This is a genomic window from Streptomyces endophytica, assembly GCF_026153355.1.
Lineage (GTDB): Bacteria > Actinomycetota > Actinomycetes > Streptomycetales > Streptomycetaceae > Streptomyces > Streptomyces endophytica.
The window spans coordinates 2,645,139-2,662,705 of record NZ_CP110636.1 but is presented as its reverse complement, the minus strand read 5'-3'; the positions used below and the strand labels follow the sequence as shown (position 1 = coordinate 2,662,705).

Here is a 17,567-nt window from a genome sequence, read left to right as displayed (position 1 = left end):
TTCTCGGAGGGGGTCATGCGCGTACTACTTCCGTGCCCGCGCGCTCGATGGCGAGGGCGTCGTCGGGGCTCAGCCCGGTGTCGGTGATGAGCAGGTCCACGTCCGAGAGGTCGCCGAAGCGGGCGAAGTGCCGCTGCTCGAACTTGCCGGAGTCGGCGAGCAGGACGACCCGGCGGGCGGCGCGGATCAGCGCCCGCTTGACCGCGGCCTCCGCGAGGTCGGGGGTGGTCAGCCCGCCCTCCAGGGAGAAGCCGTTGGTCGCCAGGAACAGCACGTCGGCGTTGATCTCGCGGTAGGCGCGCAGCGCCCAGTCGTCGACCGCGGCCCGGGTACGGTGCCGGATCCGGCCGCCTACGAGGTGCAGGGTCAGCCCGGGGTGGTCGGCCAGCCGCGCGGCCACCGGCAGGCCGTGGGTGACCACGGTCAGCTCGGCCTCCAGCGGGATCTCGGCGGCGAGCCGGGCGGACGTCGTACCGGCGTCCAGGATCACGCTGCCGAAACCGCGGCCGCCGGGGGACCCGGTGCCCCGCTCGCCGTTCTCGCTGCCCGGGAGCTCGGCGAGCGCCGCGCGGGCGATGCGCAGCTTCTCGTCGGCGGCGACGGCGTCCCGCTCGGCGAGGTCCGGCTCGAAGTCCAGCCGGCCGGCCGGGATGGCACCGCCGTGCACCCTGCGCACCAGACCGGCCCGGTCCAGCGCCTTGAGGTCGCGCCGCACGGTCTCGGCGGTGACCTGGAACTCCTCGGCGAGGGAGAGCACGTCGACCCGCCCGCCCTCACGGGCCAGTCGCAGAATCTCCTGCTGCCGTTCCGGTGCGTACATCGCGTTTGTGTCCGTTCCCCTGCCCGAACCTGTGGTTTCACTCCGATGCTACGCCCGCATCTCGGTGAAGTAAACAGACTCGGGCGCCGATCGGACTCAAACAGACATCGGCGGGGGGGTGGGGCGGCGGAGGGAGCCCGGGCGCGCGCCCTCGCCGGGCGAGCGGGCGGCACCGTGGGCGGCACCGCGGGCGACCCAGGCGGGCACAAAAGGGCCCCGGCGCCGCGAAGGGCGCCGGGGCTCGTCCTGCTTGCCGGGGAGGGTGCGGCGGGGTTACGCGGCCGCGTCGAACCCCGTGTCGTGCGCCATCCGCTTCAGCTCCAGCAGCGCGTGCTTCTCGATCTGCCGGATCCGCTCGCGGGTGAGGCCGTGCTGCTTGCCGACCTCGGTCAGCGTGCGCTCGCGGCCGTCCTCGATGCCGTAGCGCGCCTTGATGATCGAGGCGGTGCGGTGGTCGAGGCGGTCGATGAGGTCCTCCAGCTCCTCGCTGCGCAGCAGCGTGAGGACCGACTGCTCGGGCGAGGCCGCGGAGGTGTCCTCCAGCAGGTCGCCGAACTGCGTGTCGCCGTCGTCGTCCACGGACATGTTGAGGCTGACCGGGTCGCGCGCCCAGTCCAGTACGTCGGTGACGCGGGCGGGCGTGGTGCCCAGCTCGCCGGCGACCTCCTCGGGCTCCGGGTCGCGGCCGTTCTCGCGGTTGAACTCGCGCTGCACCCGGCGGATCCGGCCCAGCTCCTCGACGAGGTGCACGGGCAGCCGGATCGTGCGCGACTGGTCGGCGATGGAGCGGGTGATCGCCTGACGGATCCACCACGTGGCGTACGTCGAGAACTTGAAGCCCTTGGCGTAGTCGAACTTCTCCACGGCCCGCACCAGGCCGGCGTTGCCCTCCTGGATCAGGTCGAGCAGGGGGAGTCCGGCGCGCGGGTAACGGCGCGCCACCGCGACGACCAGCCGCAGGTTGGAGCGGATGAAGACGTCCTTGGCCTTGGCGGCCTCCGCGGCCAGCGCCTCCAGCTCCTCACGGCCGGCACCTGCGGCATTGCCGTCGGTGACCTCACCGTCCAGGATCTGCTGGGCGTAGACACCCGCCTCGATGGTCTGGGACAGCTCGACCTCCTTGGCGGCGTCGAGCAGGGGCGTACGCGCGATCTCGTCGAGGTACATGCCGACCAGGTCGCGGTCGGCGATCTCCCCGCCTACGGCGCGAACGCTGTGGGCCCCGTCAGAAGCGCTGCTGCTTTCCTGACGTCGGGCGACGGCACGGGTTGCCATGCGTGTGCTCCCTTTGCGATGAGTCGGTCGCGGGACGGTGGGGCGGGCCGGTTGGCGCACCGACGTGCTGCGACGTTTTCCGTACGACATGGGGTGTCGCACCGGCTGACGTGCGCCGATACCGGTAGGGCATCGACTGCGATGCTTGCCGAGTGACCCGTCCGAAGGAAACAACGGCTGGAATCCGGACAGAATTCCCACCCGGCGCGGCTATTTTTCTGATCATGCAGTACCCTGCCCCCTCATCGAGGGAGGCCGTATGCCGTTCGGGCAAGGGGAAGTGCAGGTCAGAGCGGGCGTCGAGGCGGACCTTCCGGCCCTTACGGATCTTTACAACCACTACATCCGTGAGACTCCGATCACCTTCGACCTGGAGCCCTTCACCCCTGAGGAGCGCCGCCCCTGGCTGCTCTCCCACCCTCAAGACGGCCCCCACCGCCTTCTGGTTGCGCAGGTACCCGCAGACCGGACGCACCACACGCCCGACGGGCCGGTGAAGGAACAGGCGGCTCCGCTGCTCGGCTACGCGACCAGCAGCGCCTTCCGCCCCAAGGCGGCCTACGACCCGTCCGTCGAGGTCACCGTCTACTGCGCCCCGGAGGCCGCGGGCCGTGGCGTCGGCACGCTCCTCTACGAGGCCCTGTTCGAGGCGCTGGCCAAAGAGGACGTGCACCGCGCCTACGCGGGCATCACCCAGCCGAACGAGGCGTCCACCCGGCTGCACACCCGCTTCGGCTTCCGGCACATCGGCACGTACACGGAGGTGGGGCGCAAATTCGGCCGCTACTGGGACGTGGCCTGGTTCCAGAAGGACCTCGGCTGATCACCTTGATCACCTCGTAAGGCGCACCCGGTAAGGCCCTCCGCCGCTCCGGTTGACGCGGCGGCCCCCCGGGTGTCGCCTGGACAGGAGGCGTGCCCGGCTGGCACGAAGACGCCCGGGCACGCAGGCATACGGCCCTGGGCCCGGGGAACGCGGGCCCAGGACCAGCGGGGCGATCGAGAGGAGCCCGCCATGGACCAGCACGCTCGCCGGCACGGCGCGAGGGCCGCCCGCTCACACGGCACGGTCGAGGGCGAACACGGAGCCACCGCCGGCCCCCGCCCCGGCTCCGCGGAAGCGGAAGGGGCCTCCGGCAGCCCGGGGACCTCACGCCTGGCGGCCATGGCCGAGCGCGTCCCGGCCACCGTCGCCTGGCCGCTCATCGCGGCGCTCGCCTTCGGGCTGTTCACGATCTTCCGCACCCACACCGCCGGCACGAAGGGCGGACCGGCCCTGCTGTACGGCGTGGCCGCGGCCGTGGTCAGCGGCGTCCTCGGGCTGCTGGTGGCGCACTTCCAGTCGTCGATGCTCACCGAAACCCGGGCGCTCTCCTACGGCGCGCTCTTCGGGCTGTCGATCGGCTGGGTCTACAGCCTGGGCGGCGAGTCGATCCTGAAGTCGTGCATCTTCGGGTTCGTCATGGGCGGGATCATGTTCCTCTCCGCTCTCTACCTCTTCCGCACCCACAGCGCCCGCGAACCGCACGGCCGGCACCGTCCGCACGAGGAGCACGGCACCCGGCGCCGCAGCCTGCCCGCCGCCACCCACTGATTCCGGCGTCCTCAACGACGACGACACCCTCGTTCAGAGGCCGGCCCCTGACCACCCGGCCAGGAGCCTCACCCCACCGCCTTCGGTGTCGCGTCCTCCGACGTCCGCCGTATCGTGCGCGGCGGCCGCCCCGGCCACCAGGCCTCCACCACCACATACGGGCTCTCGATGTACGTACGCACCACCTCCGTCAGCTCCGCCCGGAACAGCTGGAACGGCTCGGGCGGACGCACCTCCGCCGCATAGCGCGCGATCAGCCCGGGGTCGGTCACCTCGACCGCCCGCCCGGACACCCGTACGTCTCCCAGCTCCGGCACCTCGCCGTGCTCCCCCGGATTGGCGTGGAGCGAGAAGCGGGGATCGCGCCGCAGGTCCAGGACCTTGCGGGAGCCGTTCATCATCCCCAGCCACAGTTCTCCGTGCCGGAAGTCCGCCTCCAGGCCGCTGAGTCGCGGTGCGCCGTCCCGCCGGAGCGTGGCCAGCACGTGGTGCCGGTACGCCGCGAAGCGCGCCCGCACCCGGCCGGCCAGCTCGGGCACCGCCTCCTCGACCACCGACCAGGCCGCCCCGTCGATCGCCGCGCCGTCACTTCGGCCCGCCATGCCGTCACTCATGCCGTTACTCATGCCGTTGCTCATGACGCCACTCTCCGCCCGATACCCGACACCCCCTGTCGGGATTTCCGTACGGCCTTACGACCAGCGCCGTAAGCCGAAAGCCCGTTACGTTCCCGCCCGCGGCCGACCTAGCCTCGCTCCATGGACACGACGAGCGGCACACTCGACGAGGCATTACAGCGCCTGCACGCAGCCGGCCCCGAATTCAAGGGATTCCTGAGCAATCACGGCCCGATGGCCATCGAGGCGATGGTCCGCAACGGCCAGGCCCGCACCGTCCACCGCTGGCTCGACACCTACGAGCACAAGCTGGAGGACGTACCGGTCGCCAAGTCGCCGATCACCGACGCCGACTGGGAGCAGGCGCTCGGCGAGACCGACCGGGTCACCGACTGGACCGCGTACTTCATCGAGCGGGTCGCCGAACGGCCCTGGCGGGACGTCCTCGCCGAGTGGTGGCCGCGACTGCTCCCCGGTATCGCGGGCGCCGCCACCCACCCGGTCATCCGCCTGGGCCACGCCGTCCGCAGCCTCCTGGCGGACGGTGAGAACGCCCCGCGGCTGGCGGAGTTCGCGCACGCCCTCGGCTACTGGGCCGCCCGGCACCTGCTGCTCCCCACCGCCGTACGCCCCACGGGCCGCGCCACCCCGGCCGAGGCGCTGGCAGCCGTTCCCCGTATCGCCGACCAGCGGGTGGCGCCGGTCCAGGGGTATGCGCAACTCCCCGACACCGCGGGCTGGTTGACGACGACCGAGTCGCTGCACGTGCCCGGGGACCCGGAGGCCGTACGGGAGGGCCTGACCGCGCTCGTCCGGGCCGCCACCCTCAACTACGGCGACTACGGCCACGGGAACGGCATCATGCTGGTCCACGCCGCCACCGCGCCGAACGCGGTCCTGCGCATCCTGCCCGCGCTCCCCCAGGACCTGTGGGCGCCGTCCTTCACGGTGGCCTGGGCGGCGACCTCGGCGATCACCGCCATCTACGCCGCGGACACCCCGCGCCGGGCCCCGGAGGCCGGCTCCCTCAGCCCGGAGGAGGTCTTCGCGCGGGCGGTCGCCAACGGGAACGAGCACGCGATCAAGTTCGCCGACACCGCGCTGGACGTGGCCGCGGCCTCCGAGGACGGCGACACCCGTGCCCTGTCGGCGGCCCTGAACGCCGTGGCGCTGATCGACGTGGACGACTGACCAGCGCCTGATCGCCCCCCAACCGCCCGGCACGAACGCCCCCGAGCGGTCCGCTCGGCCGTACACCGTCAGCCGTACTGCAGCGACCGCTTCGCCAGCCCCATGCAGAAGCCGTCGATCACACTCCGCCCGCTGTCCAGCTGCCCCCGGGCGTCCGCGGCCCCCAGGGTCACGAACAGCGGCGCGAAGTGCTCGGTGCGGGGATGCGCCAGCCGCCCGGCCGGCGCCTTGTGGACGAAGTCGAAGAGGGCGTCGAGGTCCTGGGCCTCCAGGGCCTGCCGCCCCCAGTCGTCGAACTCCACCGACCAGGCGGGCGGGCCGTTGTGGGACTGCCGCAGCGCCGCCAGATTGTGCGTGAAGAACCCGCTGCCGACGATCAGTACGCCCTCGTCGCGCAGGGGGGCGAGCCGGCGGCCGGTCTCGTACAGGAGGCGCGGATCGAGTGTGGGCAGCGAGAGCTGGAGGACCGGAACATCGGCGTCCGGGTACATCTCGGCGAGCGGGACGTACGCGCCGTGGTCGAGGCCCCGGTCGGGGAGGTCCACCACCGGGGTGTCCGCGGTGCGCAGCGTCTTCCGTAGGCGCTCGGCCAGCTCCGGCGCACCGGGAGCGGGGTAGCGGACCTCGTAGTAGTGGCGCGGGAATCCCCAGAAGTCGTAGACGAGCGGCACGGTCTCGGTGGCGCCCAGGGCGATCGGGGCCGCCTCCCAGTGCGCGGAGATGATCAGCACCGCCTTCGGGCGCGGCAGCTGCGCGGACCAGGCGGCCAGTTGGCCGGGCCATATCGGGTCGTCGGCGAGCGGGGGCGCGCCATGACTGAGGTAGAGGGCCGGCATTACGGACATCACATCTCCACGGCGTCACACTGGCGGTAGTCGGTGATGCAGAGGCATCCGGCCACCGCAGGACCATTTACTTGAATCTTCAAGCGTCGGATGACAGTCTAACCCCGGCGTTGTTAAAACTTAAATAACTCTCCGAGCGGTGAGAGAGTGGATGGCATGAGCAACGAAGCCGCAATCGAGCCACGCTGGCTCAGTGACGAGGAGCAATACGCCTGGCAGTGCTACCTCCACGCCACCACGCTCCTGGAGGACCACCTCGACCGTCAGCTGCAGCGTGACGCCGGGATGCCGCATGTCTACTACGGGCTGCTCGTCCAGCTCTCCCGGGCACCGCGGCGCCGGTTGCGGATGACCGAGCTGGCCCAGAACGCCAAGATCACCCGCTCCCGGCTCTCGCACGCGATCGCCCGCCTGGAGAAGAACGGCTGGGTACGGCGCGAGAACTGTCCGTCCGACAAGCGTGGTCAGAACGCGTACCTCACGGACGAGGGCATGCGGGTGCTGGAGAAGGCCGCCCCGGGACACGTCGCGGCCGTCCGCGCCGCGATCTTCGACCGTCTGTCGCCGGAGCAGGTCGGTCAGCTGGCCGAAATCTGCCAGGTGATGACCGAAGGGCTGCAACCCCAGGGCGCCGACCTCCCCTGGCTCCGCTGACCGTTCAGCGAAGCCGGGGAAAGCCGGCGCCCTCGGAAGCTCCCGGAAGCTCCGCCCGCCCCCGTACGGGGCGGGTGAGGAACCCGTGGAGGCGAGTCACCCGTAGGAGCGAGGTAGGAGTCCGGTAAGAGTTGGCGCGGAGCGCCTCAGTGGGCCAGCACCGGGACCGGGACCTCGTCCGCGCCCTCGGCCGCGCGCTCGCCGTCCGCCGAGGAGGCCGCCGGCGAACCGGCACCCGGACGCCCCGTGTTGATGAGGGTGAAGGCGATCGCACCGGCCAGCAGCAGGATGCCGACCGCCCACCAGATGGCGGTGGAGTAGCCGTGCACCATCGACTGGAGCTTGAGCAGGTCGCGGGAGCGGGCACCGGCCGCGTGCGAGGTGGCGTACGCCGTGGTGGCGCTCGCCGCGATCGTGTTCAGCAGGGCCGTTCCGATCGCGCCGCCCACCTGCTGCGAGGTGTTGACCATCGCGGAGGCGACACCGGCGTCGCGCGGCTCGACCCCGTGGGTCGCCAGCGACATCGCGGGCATGAACGCCGTACCCATGCCGAGGCCCATCAGCAGGAAGCCGGGCAGGATCAGCGCCGGGTAGGACGTGTCCAGGTCGATCTGGGTCAGCACCAGCATGCCGGTCGCGGCCACCACGAAGCCGGGGGCCATCAGCAGCCGCGGCCGGATCCGGGTCATCAGCCGGGCGCCGATCTGCGTCGAGCCGGTGATCATGCCCGCGACCATCGGGAGGAAGGCCAGACCGGTCTCGACCGGCGTGTAGTGCTTCACGATCTGCAGGTAGTAGGTCAGGAAGAGGAAGAGACCGAACATGCCGATCACGGCCAGGCCGAGCGACGCGTAGACGCCGGCGCGGTTGCGGTCGGAGACCACCCGCAGCGGCAGCAGCGGGGCCTTCACCTTGGACTCGACCCGGACGAAGGACAGCAGCAGCACGGCGGCCGCGGCGAACAGTCCGAGCGTCGGGCCGGCCAGCCAGCCGTCGGACTCGGCGCGGGTGAACCCGTAGACCAGCGAGACCAGACCGAGCGTGGCCAGGACGACGCCCGGGATGTCCAGCCGGGAGGGGTTACGGCTGCCCGCGGGCTCCCGGATGACCAGGTAGGCACCGGTCGCGGCAACCACGGCGAACGGGATGTTCACGAAGAAGGTCCAGCGCCAGTTCAGGTACTCGGTGAGCACGCCGCCGAGGATCAGACCGACGGCGCCACCACCACCGGCGATCGCACCGAAGATGCCGAACGCCTTGGCGCGTTCCCGGGCCTCGGTGAAGGTCACGGCGAGGAGGGAGAGGGCGGAGGGCGCCAGCAGCGCGCCGAAGACGCCCTGCAGTGCCCGCGCGCCGAGCAGCACGCCCTCGTTGGCCGCGGCCCCGCCGAGCGCGGAGGCGAGCGCGAAGCCGGCCAGCCCGGTGATGAAGGTCCGCTTCCGGCCCCACAGGTCGGCGACCCGCCCGCCGAACAGCAGCAGTCCGCCGAAGGCCAGCGCGTAGGCGGTGATCACCCACTGCCGGTTGGCGTCGGTGATGCGGAGGTCCTTCTGGGCGGAGGGCAGCGCGATGTTCACGATGGTCGCGTCGAGGACGACCATCAGCTGGGCGAGGGCGATGAATATCAGCGCTTTCCAGCGCCGGGGATCGACGGTCGGGACGGTTTCAGGCATGGCGGGATCCACCTAGTGGGGCGTGAGTGAACAAGAGCGAAGAACGGGACGGAAGGGGGTGGGACGAGCGGGGCGGGACAGGACGGTGAAACGGGAGTGGGGCGGGCGGAGAGGGCGTAACGGGCGGTGCGCGGAGGTGTGGCGCGTCAGGGCTTCCGGCGCCTGAGGTCCTCCAACGTGGCGGCACAGCCGGGGAGTTCGGAGCGGGCGGGCGCCTGCAGGCCGTCCAGGAACAGCTGCAGGTGCCGGTGGACGAACTTGTCGAAGTCGACGCAAGCACTGCCCGGCAGGGGCCGGGTGAGCTGGGTGATCGCGACCATCAGGTCACCGACGGCGATGTCGGTGCGCAGCTGACCGCTGTCGCGCGCCGCGCCCATGAGGGCCTCGACGGCCGCCTCCAGGCGATCGCGCGCGGCGAGCAGATCGGGGTGGTCACGGTCCACGCCGTCGGAGAGCAGCGGGCACAGGGCCCCGATCTTCTCCTCCACCGCGGCGTGGACGAAGCGCCTCAGCGCTCGGAAGGCATCGGGCTCCTCGGCAAGGACGGATTCCGCCTGGTCCGCGGTACGGGACATGACGGAAAGCGTGACGTGGTGGATCAACTCCAGGCGATCCGCAAAGTGACGATAAAGCGTCGCATTGCCGACCCCCGCACGTCGAGCGATTTCATCGAAGGGGACCTCGGCGCCGAACTCGACCATCGTCTCGCGGGCGGCCGCGATGATCCGTTCCCGGTTGCGCAGCGCGTCGGCCCGCAGTCGGGGTGACGACGCACCGCACTTCGCCTTCTTGGCACTCGTGGTGCCGACACCTGCGGACATCCGACTCACCCCTTTCGGCTTCCGGCGACTCCGGCGGCTCCGGCGACTTCCGGCGGCCCAACCGGGGAGACGCTCCCCGTTTCGGCCGAACGACTGGTTAAACGGGGAACTGCTCCCCGGATATTTCGCGTCGCCCTGTGACCTGAAGCACACGACCGCGGCGCCCGGCGTCCCGCCCCTCGCGCTCCCCGATGGCCCCGGGCGCCCCCGGGTGGCCCGGGTGGCCCGGGTGGCCCCGTGCCTCCGATTGATGTAACTCCGCGCGCGAGCGATCACCCGGCACTCCAAGGTGATCGTTATGAAGCTCAAGGTATCCGCGGTGCTGGCCGCCGGTGCGGCCACCGCGGCGGCGGCCATAGCGCTGGGTTCACCCCCCAACGCCGTGGCCATACCTCCCGGGCCCGGCGCTCCGCCCAGCGGCCCCTGCGCGCTGCACGGCATCACCACCGACGTCGCCGAATCGGCCGACACCCCCGCCGGTTTCGCCCGCTCGTCCGGCGTCGTACGGGCCTTGACGCTCTTCATCGACTTCCCGGACGCCCGCGCCACGATGCCGGCCAGCGCCCGCTTCGCCGAGTTCTTCCCGGCCACCACGGACTTCTTCCGCACCAGCTCGTACGGCAGGCTGACCTACCTGCCGATGCCGCTGTTCCGGTGGATCCGGATGTCCCGGCCGCTGGCGGCGTACGGCATCCAGCGCGGCACCAACTTCGACCCGGCCTCGGACGGCGGCTACCACGCGCTGGCGCAGGAGGTCGTGCGCGCCGTCGACCCGATCGTCAACTTCCGTGACTACGACGTCATCAACATCATCGCGGCGCCCAACGCGGGACCCCCGGCCACCCGTACGGTCCTGTCGGTCACCTTCAGCGGGGGCGACATGGGGCTGAAGACGGCCGACGGGGTGCCGTTCCGGAACGCGTCCTTCATCTGGAGCCGGCAGTCGGGGCTGAGCGCCTTCCGGGTCCTCAACCACGAGAACGCGCACAGTTTCGGCCTGCCGGACCTCTACTACACGGACGACCGCCAGGAGCCGCCACCGGTGGGCCACTGGGACCCGATGGACGAGGACTGGGGGCCGAACAACGACTTCGTCGGCTGGCACAAGTGGAAGCTCGGCTGGCTGTCGCCCCAACAGGTGCACTGCGCACCGCCGCACGGGACGCCCGGCGAACACACCCTCACCCCGGTCTCCACACCGGGCGGCACCAAGATCGTCGTCATCCCGACCTCGCCGCACAGCGCCCTGGTGGTCGAGGCCCGCAGCCGCGGCCTGCTCGAACCCGCGGTCTGCCGGCCGGGCGTCCTGCTCTACCGCGTCGCCACCGACGTGCCCTCGGGCCGCGGCCCGCTCCGGATCGTGGACGCCACCCCGCACAGCGGCGGCTGCTACCGGGACAACCCCTACGTCGACCCGGAACTGACCGATGCGACCTTCCTCCCCGGCGAGAGCTACACCGACCAGGCCACCGGGGCCTCGGTCACCGTCCTCACCGAAAACCAGGACGGCACCTACCGCGTCCGCGTCACCCCGGCCCGCGCCTGACCCGGCCGCCCCTCTGGGCAGGCCCCTCTGGTGGCGACAGGTCAGGAAAGATCCCGGCCTCCCGCCAGTGCTGCCGCCCGATGCTGATCAGCCGCAGCTGGCGGCGCGCCGTACACACCACCTGGTCGGCGGCCCCGGGCGCCCCGTCCTCGTCGGCGTCTAGCAGCGCGGCGGCCGTCGTGACCAGCCGGTCCACGTACAGCTCGGCCAGCATCCGGACGTCGTCATCGCGCCATCCCTCCGACACCGGCTGGGACTTGAGCGCCGCCGCGACCTCCTCCGCGAACCGGTCGAGCTCGTCCGCGATGGCCTGCCGCACGGCCCGTACGCCGCCGTGCCGCTCGCGGGCGATGAACCGGATGTGCAGGGGATACGTCCGTACGTGCCGCTCGACCACCGCGACCGTGCGGTCTATCCGCTCCTCGGCGCCGTCCTGTTCGGCGAGGATCGCCCGCACCATCACGTGCAGGCTGCCGAGCGCCTCCTCGACCAGTGCGACGCCGAGTTCCCCCAGGTCCTTGAAGTGCCGGTAGAACGCGGCCGGGGCGATCCCCACCACCCGCGTCACCTCCCGCAGACCCAGGCTGCTCAGGCTCTGCTCCGCCAACAGGCCGAGCGCCGCGTCGAGCAGCGCCTGACGGGTCTTCTGCTTCTGGGCCTGACGGACCCCAAGAGTGTGACTCATGTCATCCAGTAAACAACCGTTCTCTTAACTTCTCCACCCATGAACAGTCGTATGCTGGAGGCACTGAGTGAACAAGTGTCCTCCGAGTGGAAAAGGCAGATCATGCTCTTCCTCGTCGCAGCCCTCCTCCTGATGGGGATCATGCTGGGCACCGCGGCACACCTCCCCGTCCCCGTCACCCTCATCGCGGCCGCCGTCATCAGCGGCTGGCTGCTCGTCTTCTTCCTCCGCGAACGCCGCCACAAGACCGAGGTGACCTCCCGATGACCGCGCTCAGCCACGCCCCGCGGACGACCTCCCCCGCGCCGGCCGCCGCCACCCGCGCCGCCCGCCCGCACGCCGACGGCATGGCCGTGGCCTCGTTCATCCTCGGCCTGCTCGGCACCCTGGTCCTCAACCTCGTCCTCGGCCCCTGTGCCCTGATCCTCGGCGGCCTCGCCCTGGCCCGCGGCACCACCCGCCGCGGCCGCGCCCTCCTGGGCCTCGCCCTCGGCGCCACGGACCTCCTCCTGCTCGCCCTCCTGGTCACCACGGACGGCACGGTCAGCTGGCACATCGCCGGCTGACCCACCCCCGGGAGACGCCCCCGCACACCCCGCCACGACCCCGCTGACCTGCCAAAAGGCAAACCTTGCAAGCGCAGATCCCTTATCCGCTACGCTAGTCGCCGGATCACGCAGTGATCCACGCCTCCGTAGCTCAGGGGATAGAGCACCGCTCTCCTAAAGCGGGTGTCGCAGGTTCGAATCCTGCCGGGGGCACCCTGCAACAAACCACTGACCTGGGGCTTCCCCCCTCCAGGGAGGGGTTCTGCTCGGCCTCGGACTTCTCGTCCGAGGCCGTTTGCGTGAGCGGACGGGAGTCGGCCTCCCGGACAGTACCCAACGGATCAGCATCTCCCTGCACGACCTCGTCGGCCTCGTCGGCCTCGTCGGCTTGGACGTCCGCCTCGGGCCCGGCGTCCTGGGAGGTGGCGCGTGTTCACGGCCAAGCCGGGCCGCGGCCTACACCGAGTTGGCATTCGGACCCCTGGTGACTTGATCGGCCGTCACCTTGCATCGCACGGCCCGCTGAACGGCGGCACCTTCGACGGCCGGCCGGCTCCTCGCACAGATCGTGCTGTTCATGCGCGTTCACCACGCCTGTGATCTGCTGCCCGGTTTTGCTGTGGCAGGCAACGTTCCCGACCTTTCGGCTCCCACGCCCCATCGCGGTCTACGGTGCAGCTTCCATTAGACGTAGACAACAGAAGCTTGAGCCTCACCTTCACAGAAAATCTATCGCAGCGAAGATAGACATGTGGCTCTTTGGAGGTTAGCGTCTTCCTCGTAGCCAAGAGATCGAAAGGCGCGGCAGAGGTCGAACTGCCGTGCATGCAGTGCCAGAAGAGGGCACGGCAGTGGGGTAGCGGGGCCGGAAGGCATGTACGTGGGCCGCGCAACCGACTGCCGGGCCGGGCGGCCCCAAGGGGCCGCGAGCAGAATCGCAGGATCCGCAGTTGCAAGCAGGTTGATGGAAGAAGACAAGGAGGCAGACGCCATCAGGATCGCCCGAGCGAGGACGAGTCCGCTCGGGTACCGCAGGCCCCGGAATGGAAGGTGGTCCCCGGTCACGCATCCGCGATCCCCGCACACGCTGCCCTCTCCCGGGCGACGGTGCGGAAACAGTAGGCCGGCAGCACAGTAAGCCGGCAGATGGTGTTCGAATCCCCTCGGGGCCCTGGTGCGTGTTCGCACCAGGGCCCCACAATCCGTTACTGGTCGAGATGGGCTGTGACCGCTGACCCCCTCTTGACCGTCGACGACGAGGGCCACCCCTGCTTCCGAGGGCTACCGCCGTTACTCCCGTCACCGGCTGTGAATCGCCGCACGCGCCCGGGAACCTGCCGACGCCCTGCCGCATCGTCATCCTGGTCGAACCCGTACACCGCCCGGCCTCGTCACGGACGGGAAGGCGGCCAACAGCGGCGCCGATGAGGACGGCCAGGGCCAGGTCGACGATCATGTCGCCGCCGAACCGTGCTCCGTGCGACAACGTGACGTCTTTGGCTGTCACGCCGGATCCGGCCCTGATCGCCCGGGCAGGACCTGGCTAGGCGGCCGCGGTGGTGGAGGTCTGCCGCGGAGTCGGAGCGGGAGTCGTGGTCGTGCCTCGGGACGTTCCGGCGGCACGACGGGCCTGGGCGGGGCGGCTGCGTCGACCGCGGGTGGAGGAGCCGCTGCGCTTGGCGCGTTCCACCACAGGTGCGGTGAGGGTGACCGGGATCCCGGAGGGAGCCTGGGCGCCGGTGATCCGGCTGAGTTCGGCCTCGCCGGATCGGACCTGGGTGGACTGCGGGGTGATGCCCGCGTCGGCCATCAGGCGGTTCATGGTGCGGCGCTGGTTGGGCAGGACAAGGGTGACGACACTGCCGGACTCGCCGGCGCGGGCGGTGCGTCCGCCGCGGTGCAGGTAGTCCTTGTGATCGCTCGGCGGGTCGACGTTGACGACGAGATCGAGGTTGTCCACGTGGATACCGCGTGCCGCGACGTTGGTGGCCACCAGGACGGTGACATGACCGGTCCTGAACTGCGCCAGCGTGCGCGTGCGTTGGGGCTGCGACTTGCCTCCGTGCAGGGCCGCGGCGCGGACACCGCTGTTCAGTAGGTGCTTGGTGAGGTTGTCGACGGCGTGCTTGGTGTCCAGAAACATGATCGAGCGACCCTCGCGGGCGGCGATCTCGGTGGTGGCGGCGTGCTTGTCGGCGCCGTGGACATGCAGGAGGTGGTGCTCCATCGTGGTGACCGCGCCCGCCGAGGGGTCGACGGAATGGACCACCGGGTCCGTGAGGTAGCGCCGGACCAGCAGGTCGACATTACGGTCCAGGGTGGCCGAGAAAAGCATCCTCTGTCCCTCCGGCCGGACCTGGTCGAGCAGGGCGGTGACCTGGGGCATGAAGCCCATGTCGGCCATCTGGTCGGCCTCGTCCAGCACGGTGACGGCGACCTGGTTGAGGCGGCAGTCGCCGCGCTCGATGAGGTCCTTGAGCCGCCCCGGCGTCGCGACGACAACTTCGACGCCGCCGCGCAGCGCGCCGGACTGGCGGCCGATCGACATCCCGCCGACGACGGTGGCCAGCCGCAGCTTCAGCGGCCGTGCGTACGGGGTGAGCGCGTCGGTGACTTGCTGGGCCAGCTCACGGGTGGGGACCAGCACCAGGGCCAGCGGCTGGCGCGGCTCGGCGCGCTGTCCGGCGGTACGCGCCAGCAGGGCCAGGCCGAAAGCCAGCGTCTTACCCGATCCGGTGCGCCCACGGCCGAGAACGTCACGTCCGGCCAGCGAATTCGGCAGCGTGGCGGCCTGAATGGGGAACGGGGCGGACATGCCTTCCGCGCTGAGGGACGCCAGCAGCGCCGGCGGCATGTCCAGCTCGGCGAAAGTCTCGGCCGGGGGCAGGGCGGGAGTGTGGGTGACGGGCGGGGCGAACTCTCCCCGCAGCGCCGCAGGACGCCGTCCGTTGCTCCCGGAGCGGCCCGCACCGGAGCGATTCGGCGCGCCGGAGCGGTAGCCGCCGCGGCCGGAGCCGGACGAGCGTGCGTAGCGGTCATTCGTGCGAGCTGTGCGGTTCATGAGAAAGCCTTCCTCGATGCGGCACGTCGAGGAATTCCCGGCAGCAATGAGCCGCCGCACAAAGAATCGCAAGAACGAACCGATGAAAAGAAATGAAACAAAGCGGCCGGGAATATGCCGGCCCTGCACGCCGTAGAGAGGGCGGCAACACCACCAGGACGGGCGATACCGTTGCCGGGTCATGGAGCCGGGAGGTCTGCCGGCTCGCCGCGGCCGTGGCGAATTGGCACGAACGGGGCCGCCCCGTGCCGCCTGTGCGGAGATCGCGCGCACCAGGGAATCACGCAAAAGAAACGAACTGGGGCCCGCACCCAAGGTGCGGGCCCCAGCTTCGTGTACGCGTCAGCGTCAGGCGGGAACGATGTTCTCGGCCTGCGGGCCCTTCTGGCCCTGCGTCACGTCGAAGTTCACCTTCTGGCCTTCCTGCAGCTCGCGGAAGCCCTGGGCGGCGATGTTCGAGTAGTGGGCGAAGACGTCAGCGCCGCCACCGTCCTGCTCGATGAAGCCGAAACCCTTTTCCGCGTTGAACCACTTCACGGTGCCAGTAGCCATGTCATATCTCCTTCGGGGCAGTGCCCGGAGTCCGCACCGTGCGGACTCCGCATCGCTGCGTTGATCACCCGTCCGGAAATAAGCACCGGAAATACGAAAGCGTTCCCGCCGCACATACCGGCGAGCACGCTTGCAAGTCTTGGGAACCACAACTGCAACTGAGAACGACGATAGCACGGCACCGAAGACTCCGCGCGGCTCACCATCACCCGGATTTCGGGAGCACAAAAAACACTTGCCGCCACCGTATTCATTTCTGTAGTTGGGGCATTAGATATTCACCGTCGCCGCCGCCCCTGTACGGCCCGGGAAGTGCCGCCGCTCCGGCTCGCCACCGACGCTGCACGGGCCCCACCCCCCGGGGGAGGGAGTCATGGCGGCGCAGCCGGGTAAGGCGGGCGCGGAGGCGTCCGGCCGGACCGTGGCCCCACCACGCCGGGCCCAGGGGAAGCGGAACCGGCGCGGTGCGTGGCCGCCGGAGTGTGGATGGCGGGTCGACTCTGATGCCGGAGGCGACGTAAATCTGGAGTGAGCGCAGTAGACATTCACCGGTCACGTGGTTACCGTTTCTCTCGTAGCCAACGGAGTCAGTGCGTCGTGGCAGACAGGAACTGCCGCGAACACGACAGGCGCGGTAGTGGAGTAACGGAGCCAGGATGTGCAGGGGCCCCGCCACTGACTTCCGCGCCGGGCCTGAGGGCCGCCGGGCGTGACTGCACCACAGCGATAGCCGGAAGAGGAAGAAGAGAAGTACGAGCACCATCAGGATCGCCCGAGCGAGGACGAGTCCGCTCGGGTGCCGCAGCCCCCGGAGGGGAAGGTGGTCCCCGGTCACACAGCTGCGATCCCCGCGTCCCCGCCCACTCGGGCGCGCAGGCGGAAAGAGAAGGCCGGCACTCAGTGCCGGCGGATGGTGTTGACACCCCTCGGGGCCCTGGTGCCGCACTGGCACCAGGGCCCCTCAACGCGTCCCATGAAGAGGTTCGATGCCCACAGAGACTCCCCCGCACACCACCGACAAATTCGATGACGACGACTACCCCGCTTACACCATGGGCCGGGCAGCGGAGATGATCGGCACCACGCCTGCCTTCCTGCGGGCAGTCGGTGACGCCCGCCTCATCGTCCCCCTGCGCTCCGAAGGCGGTCACCGCCGGTACTCCCGCTACCAGCTGCGCATCGCGGCCCGCGCCCGCGAACTCGTCGACCAGGGCACCCCGATCGATGCCGCCTGTCGCATCGTGATCCTCGAAGACCAGCTCGAAGAGGCCCGGCAGCTCAACGAAACACTGCGCCGTGCCGCCGCCGACCCGAGTCAGCCCACCGGTTCCTGACACACAGAGTCGGCTGACCGCCTCGCCTGGCCCTCATGCGGCCGAGAGAACGGTGAGTCGAGGGAGTGCGCCGGCACGAGAGTTTCGGCCCCTTTCACACCGCAGGCGGGCGTGAGGCCCGCCCGCGGCCCGGGCAAGGGAAGCCGAGGCAACAGCTGCGCCACGTACATGGTCAGCCGTCCGCTCAGCCGTCCGCCGTGCGTGAGCGATGCGTGAGCGGACGGCGCGACACAGAACGGCCCGGCGCTGGACCTGGCGTCCGACCCGTGCCCTGTGACCAGGAAGAACTGGACGCCGGCGAACTGCGGGGGACCCTCAGCCACCTGGTCACCGGGACTCCTGAAGCGGGTG

17 protein-coding genes and 1 tRNA gene are annotated in these 17,567 nt (G+C 70.5%); 9 read left to right on the top strand and 9 right to left on the bottom strand.

Annotated features, from left to right (window positions below; translation table 11 throughout):
- Window positions 1–13: 13 nt before the first annotated feature.
- Window positions 14–820: a DeoR/GlpR family DNA-binding transcription regulator gene (locus OJ254_RS12040; protein ID WP_265362324.1), complete on the bottom strand. Its 807-nt coding sequence runs from the start codon at window positions 818–820 to the stop codon at window positions 14–16.
- Window positions 821–1,093: 273 nt separating this feature from the next.
- A complete protein-coding gene (locus tag OJ254_RS12035) occupies window positions 1,094–2,095 on the bottom strand; it encodes a sigma-70 family RNA polymerase sigma factor (protein WP_261950912.1) in 1,002 nt (333 codons plus the stop codon).
- A gap of 259 nt (window positions 2,096–2,354) precedes the next feature.
- On the opposite strand from OJ254_RS12035, the gene OJ254_RS12030 reads away from it, so the two are divergent.
- Window positions 2,355–2,918, top strand: a complete 564-nt coding sequence (locus tag OJ254_RS12030) for a GNAT family N-acetyltransferase (RefSeq protein ID WP_265362323.1) — start codon at window positions 2,355–2,357, stop codon at window positions 2,916–2,918.
- A 192-nt stretch (window positions 2,919–3,110) separates the two neighbouring features.
- On the top strand, window positions 3,111–3,689 hold the full coding sequence (locus tag OJ254_RS12025; protein ID WP_265362322.1) for a hypothetical protein: 579 nt from the start codon (window positions 3,111–3,113) through the stop codon (window positions 3,687–3,689).
- A gap of 68 nt (window positions 3,690–3,757) precedes the next feature.
- Here the strand turns inward: OJ254_RS12025 and OJ254_RS12020 are convergent, their stop codons facing one another.
- Window positions 3,758–4,291, bottom strand: coding sequence for a pyridoxamine 5'-phosphate oxidase family protein (locus OJ254_RS12020; RefSeq protein ID WP_265365127.1), 534 nt, complete (start codon window positions 4,289–4,291; stop codon window positions 3,758–3,760).
- A gap of 156 nt (window positions 4,292–4,447) precedes the next feature.
- On the opposite strand from OJ254_RS12020, the gene OJ254_RS12015 reads away from it, so the two are divergent.
- Window positions 4,448–5,497 (top strand): questin oxidase family protein, encoded by a 1,050-nt coding sequence (locus OJ254_RS12015; protein ID WP_265362321.1) that lies wholly within the window; start codon window positions 4,448–4,450, stop codon window positions 5,495–5,497.
- A gap of 68 nt (window positions 5,498–5,565) precedes the next feature.
- Here the strand turns inward: OJ254_RS12015 and OJ254_RS12010 are convergent, their stop codons facing one another.
- Window positions 5,566–6,342: a dioxygenase family protein gene (locus OJ254_RS12010; RefSeq protein ID WP_265362320.1), complete on the bottom strand. Its 777-nt coding sequence runs from the start codon at window positions 6,340–6,342 to the stop codon at window positions 5,566–5,568.
- A gap of 156 nt (window positions 6,343–6,498) precedes the next feature.
- On the opposite strand from OJ254_RS12010, the gene OJ254_RS12005 reads away from it, so the two are divergent.
- Window positions 6,499–6,996 (top strand): MarR family winged helix-turn-helix transcriptional regulator, encoded by a 498-nt coding sequence (locus OJ254_RS12005; protein ID WP_265362319.1) that lies wholly within the window; start codon window positions 6,499–6,501, stop codon window positions 6,994–6,996.
- Between the two features lie 146 nt (window positions 6,997–7,142).
- On the opposite strand, the gene OJ254_RS12000 is transcribed toward OJ254_RS12005, so the two are convergent.
- The gene (locus tag OJ254_RS12000; protein ID WP_265362318.1) at window positions 7,143–8,669 is read right to left on the bottom strand and encodes an MFS transporter; all 1,527 of its coding nucleotides are present in this window, start codon (window positions 8,667–8,669) and stop codon (window positions 7,143–7,145) included.
- 146 nt (window positions 8,670–8,815) lie between these two features.
- Window positions 8,816–9,490, bottom strand: a complete 675-nt coding sequence (locus tag OJ254_RS11995) for a TetR/AcrR family transcriptional regulator (protein WP_265362317.1) — start codon at window positions 9,488–9,490, stop codon at window positions 8,816–8,818.
- Between the two features lie 298 nt (window positions 9,491–9,788).
- Between OJ254_RS11995 and OJ254_RS11990 the strand changes: the two genes are divergently transcribed.
- Window positions 9,789–11,036: a M6 family metalloprotease domain-containing protein gene (locus OJ254_RS11990; protein WP_265362316.1), complete on the top strand. Its 1,248-nt coding sequence runs from the start codon at window positions 9,789–9,791 to the stop codon at window positions 11,034–11,036.
- Here the strand turns inward: OJ254_RS11990 and OJ254_RS11985 are convergent.
- Window positions 11,017–11,721, bottom strand: a complete 705-nt coding sequence (locus OJ254_RS11985) for a TetR family transcriptional regulator (protein ID WP_265362315.1) — start codon at window positions 11,719–11,721, stop codon at window positions 11,017–11,019. The two genes, OJ254_RS11990 and OJ254_RS11985, sit on opposite strands and share 20 nt — an antisense overlap.
- Before the next feature lie 39 nt (window positions 11,722–11,760).
- Here OJ254_RS11985 and OJ254_RS11980 point away from each other — a divergent pair, with 39 nt between their 5' ends.
- The 3 genes from OJ254_RS11980 to OJ254_RS11970 all read left to right on the top strand — a co-directional run bounded on the left by OJ254_RS11980 (window position 11,761) and on the right by OJ254_RS11970 (window position 12,482).
- A complete protein-coding gene (locus OJ254_RS11980; protein ID WP_261957572.1) occupies window positions 11,761–11,988 on the top strand; it encodes a hypothetical protein in 228 nt (75 codons plus the stop codon).
- Window positions 11,985–12,287, top strand: coding sequence for a hypothetical protein (locus OJ254_RS11975; RefSeq protein WP_265362314.1), 303 nt, complete (start codon window positions 11,985–11,987; stop codon window positions 12,285–12,287). The genes OJ254_RS11980 and OJ254_RS11975 overlap by 4 nt, the downstream gene beginning before the upstream one ends.
- A 122-nt stretch (window positions 12,288–12,409) precedes the next feature.
- Window positions 12,410–12,482: transfer RNA gene (locus OJ254_RS11970), tRNA-Arg, on the top strand.
- A gap of 1,330 nt (window positions 12,483–13,812) precedes the next feature.
- Here the strand turns inward: OJ254_RS11970 and OJ254_RS11965 are convergent.
- Both OJ254_RS11965 and OJ254_RS11960 read right to left on the bottom strand, forming a co-directional pair.
- Window positions 13,813–15,330, bottom strand: coding sequence for a DEAD/DEAH box helicase (locus OJ254_RS11965; RefSeq protein ID WP_265362313.1), 1,518 nt, complete (start codon window positions 15,328–15,330; stop codon window positions 13,813–13,815).
- 348 nt (window positions 15,331–15,678) lie between these two features.
- Window positions 15,679–15,882 carry a cold-shock protein gene (locus OJ254_RS11960; RefSeq protein WP_069775160.1) on the bottom strand — a complete coding sequence of 68 codons (204 nt, stop codon included), beginning with the start codon at window positions 15,880–15,882 and terminating at the stop codon, window positions 15,679–15,681.
- A 986-nt stretch (window positions 15,883–16,868) separates the two neighbouring features.
- On the opposite strand from OJ254_RS11960, the gene OJ254_RS11955 reads away from it, so the two are divergent.
- Window positions 16,869–17,216: a helix-turn-helix domain-containing protein gene (locus tag OJ254_RS11955; RefSeq protein ID WP_265362312.1), complete on the top strand. Its 348-nt coding sequence runs from the start codon at window positions 16,869–16,871 to the stop codon at window positions 17,214–17,216.
- Window positions 17,217–17,567: the final 351 nt, after the last annotated feature.

Coding starts and splice junctions, on each gene's coding strand:
- OJ254_RS12040 (WP_265362324.1), bottom strand. CDS start 820: ATGTACGCACCGGAACGGCAGCAGGAGATTCTGCGACTGGCCCGTGAG.
- OJ254_RS12035 (WP_261950912.1), bottom strand. CDS start 2,095: ATGGCAACCCGTGCCGTCGCCCGACGTCAGGAAAGCAGCAGCGCTTCT.
- OJ254_RS12030 (WP_265362323.1), top strand. CDS start 2,355: ATGCCGTTCGGGCAAGGGGAAGTGCAGGTCAGAGCGGGCGTCGAGGCG.
- OJ254_RS12025 (WP_265362322.1), top strand. CDS start 3,111: ATGGACCAGCACGCTCGCCGGCACGGCGCGAGGGCCGCCCGCTCACAC.
- OJ254_RS12020 (WP_265365127.1), bottom strand. CDS start 4,291: ATGGCGGGCCGAAGTGACGGCGCGGCGATCGACGGGGCGGCCTGGTCG.
- OJ254_RS12015 (WP_265362321.1), top strand. CDS start 4,448: ATGGACACGACGAGCGGCACACTCGACGAGGCATTACAGCGCCTGCAC.
- OJ254_RS12010 (WP_265362320.1), bottom strand. CDS start 6,342: ATGTCCGTAATGCCGGCCCTCTACCTCAGTCATGGCGCGCCCCCGCTC.
- OJ254_RS12005 (WP_265362319.1), top strand. CDS start 6,499: ATGAGCAACGAAGCCGCAATCGAGCCACGCTGGCTCAGTGACGAGGAG.
- OJ254_RS12000 (WP_265362318.1), bottom strand. CDS start 8,669: ATGCCTGAAACCGTCCCGACCGTCGATCCCCGGCGCTGGAAAGCGCTG.
- OJ254_RS11995 (WP_265362317.1), bottom strand. CDS start 9,490: ATGTCCGCAGGTGTCGGCACCACGAGTGCCAAGAAGGCGAAGTGCGGT.
- OJ254_RS11990 (WP_265362316.1), top strand. CDS start 9,789: ATGAAGCTCAAGGTATCCGCGGTGCTGGCCGCCGGTGCGGCCACCGCG.
- OJ254_RS11985 (WP_265362315.1), bottom strand. CDS start 11,721: ATGAGTCACACTCTTGGGGTCCGTCAGGCCCAGAAGCAGAAGACCCGT.
- OJ254_RS11980 (WP_261957572.1), top strand. CDS start 11,761: ATGAACAGTCGTATGCTGGAGGCACTGAGTGAACAAGTGTCCTCCGAG.
- OJ254_RS11975 (WP_265362314.1), top strand. CDS start 11,985: ATGACCGCGCTCAGCCACGCCCCGCGGACGACCTCCCCCGCGCCGGCC.
- OJ254_RS11965 (WP_265362313.1), bottom strand. CDS start 15,330: ATGAACCGCACAGCTCGCACGAATGACCGCTACGCACGCTCGTCCGGC.
- OJ254_RS11960 (WP_069775160.1), bottom strand. CDS start 15,882: ATGGCTACTGGCACCGTGAAGTGGTTCAACGCGGAAAAGGGTTTCGGC.
- OJ254_RS11955 (WP_265362312.1), top strand. CDS start 16,869: ATGCCCACAGAGACTCCCCCGCACACCACCGACAAATTCGATGACGAC.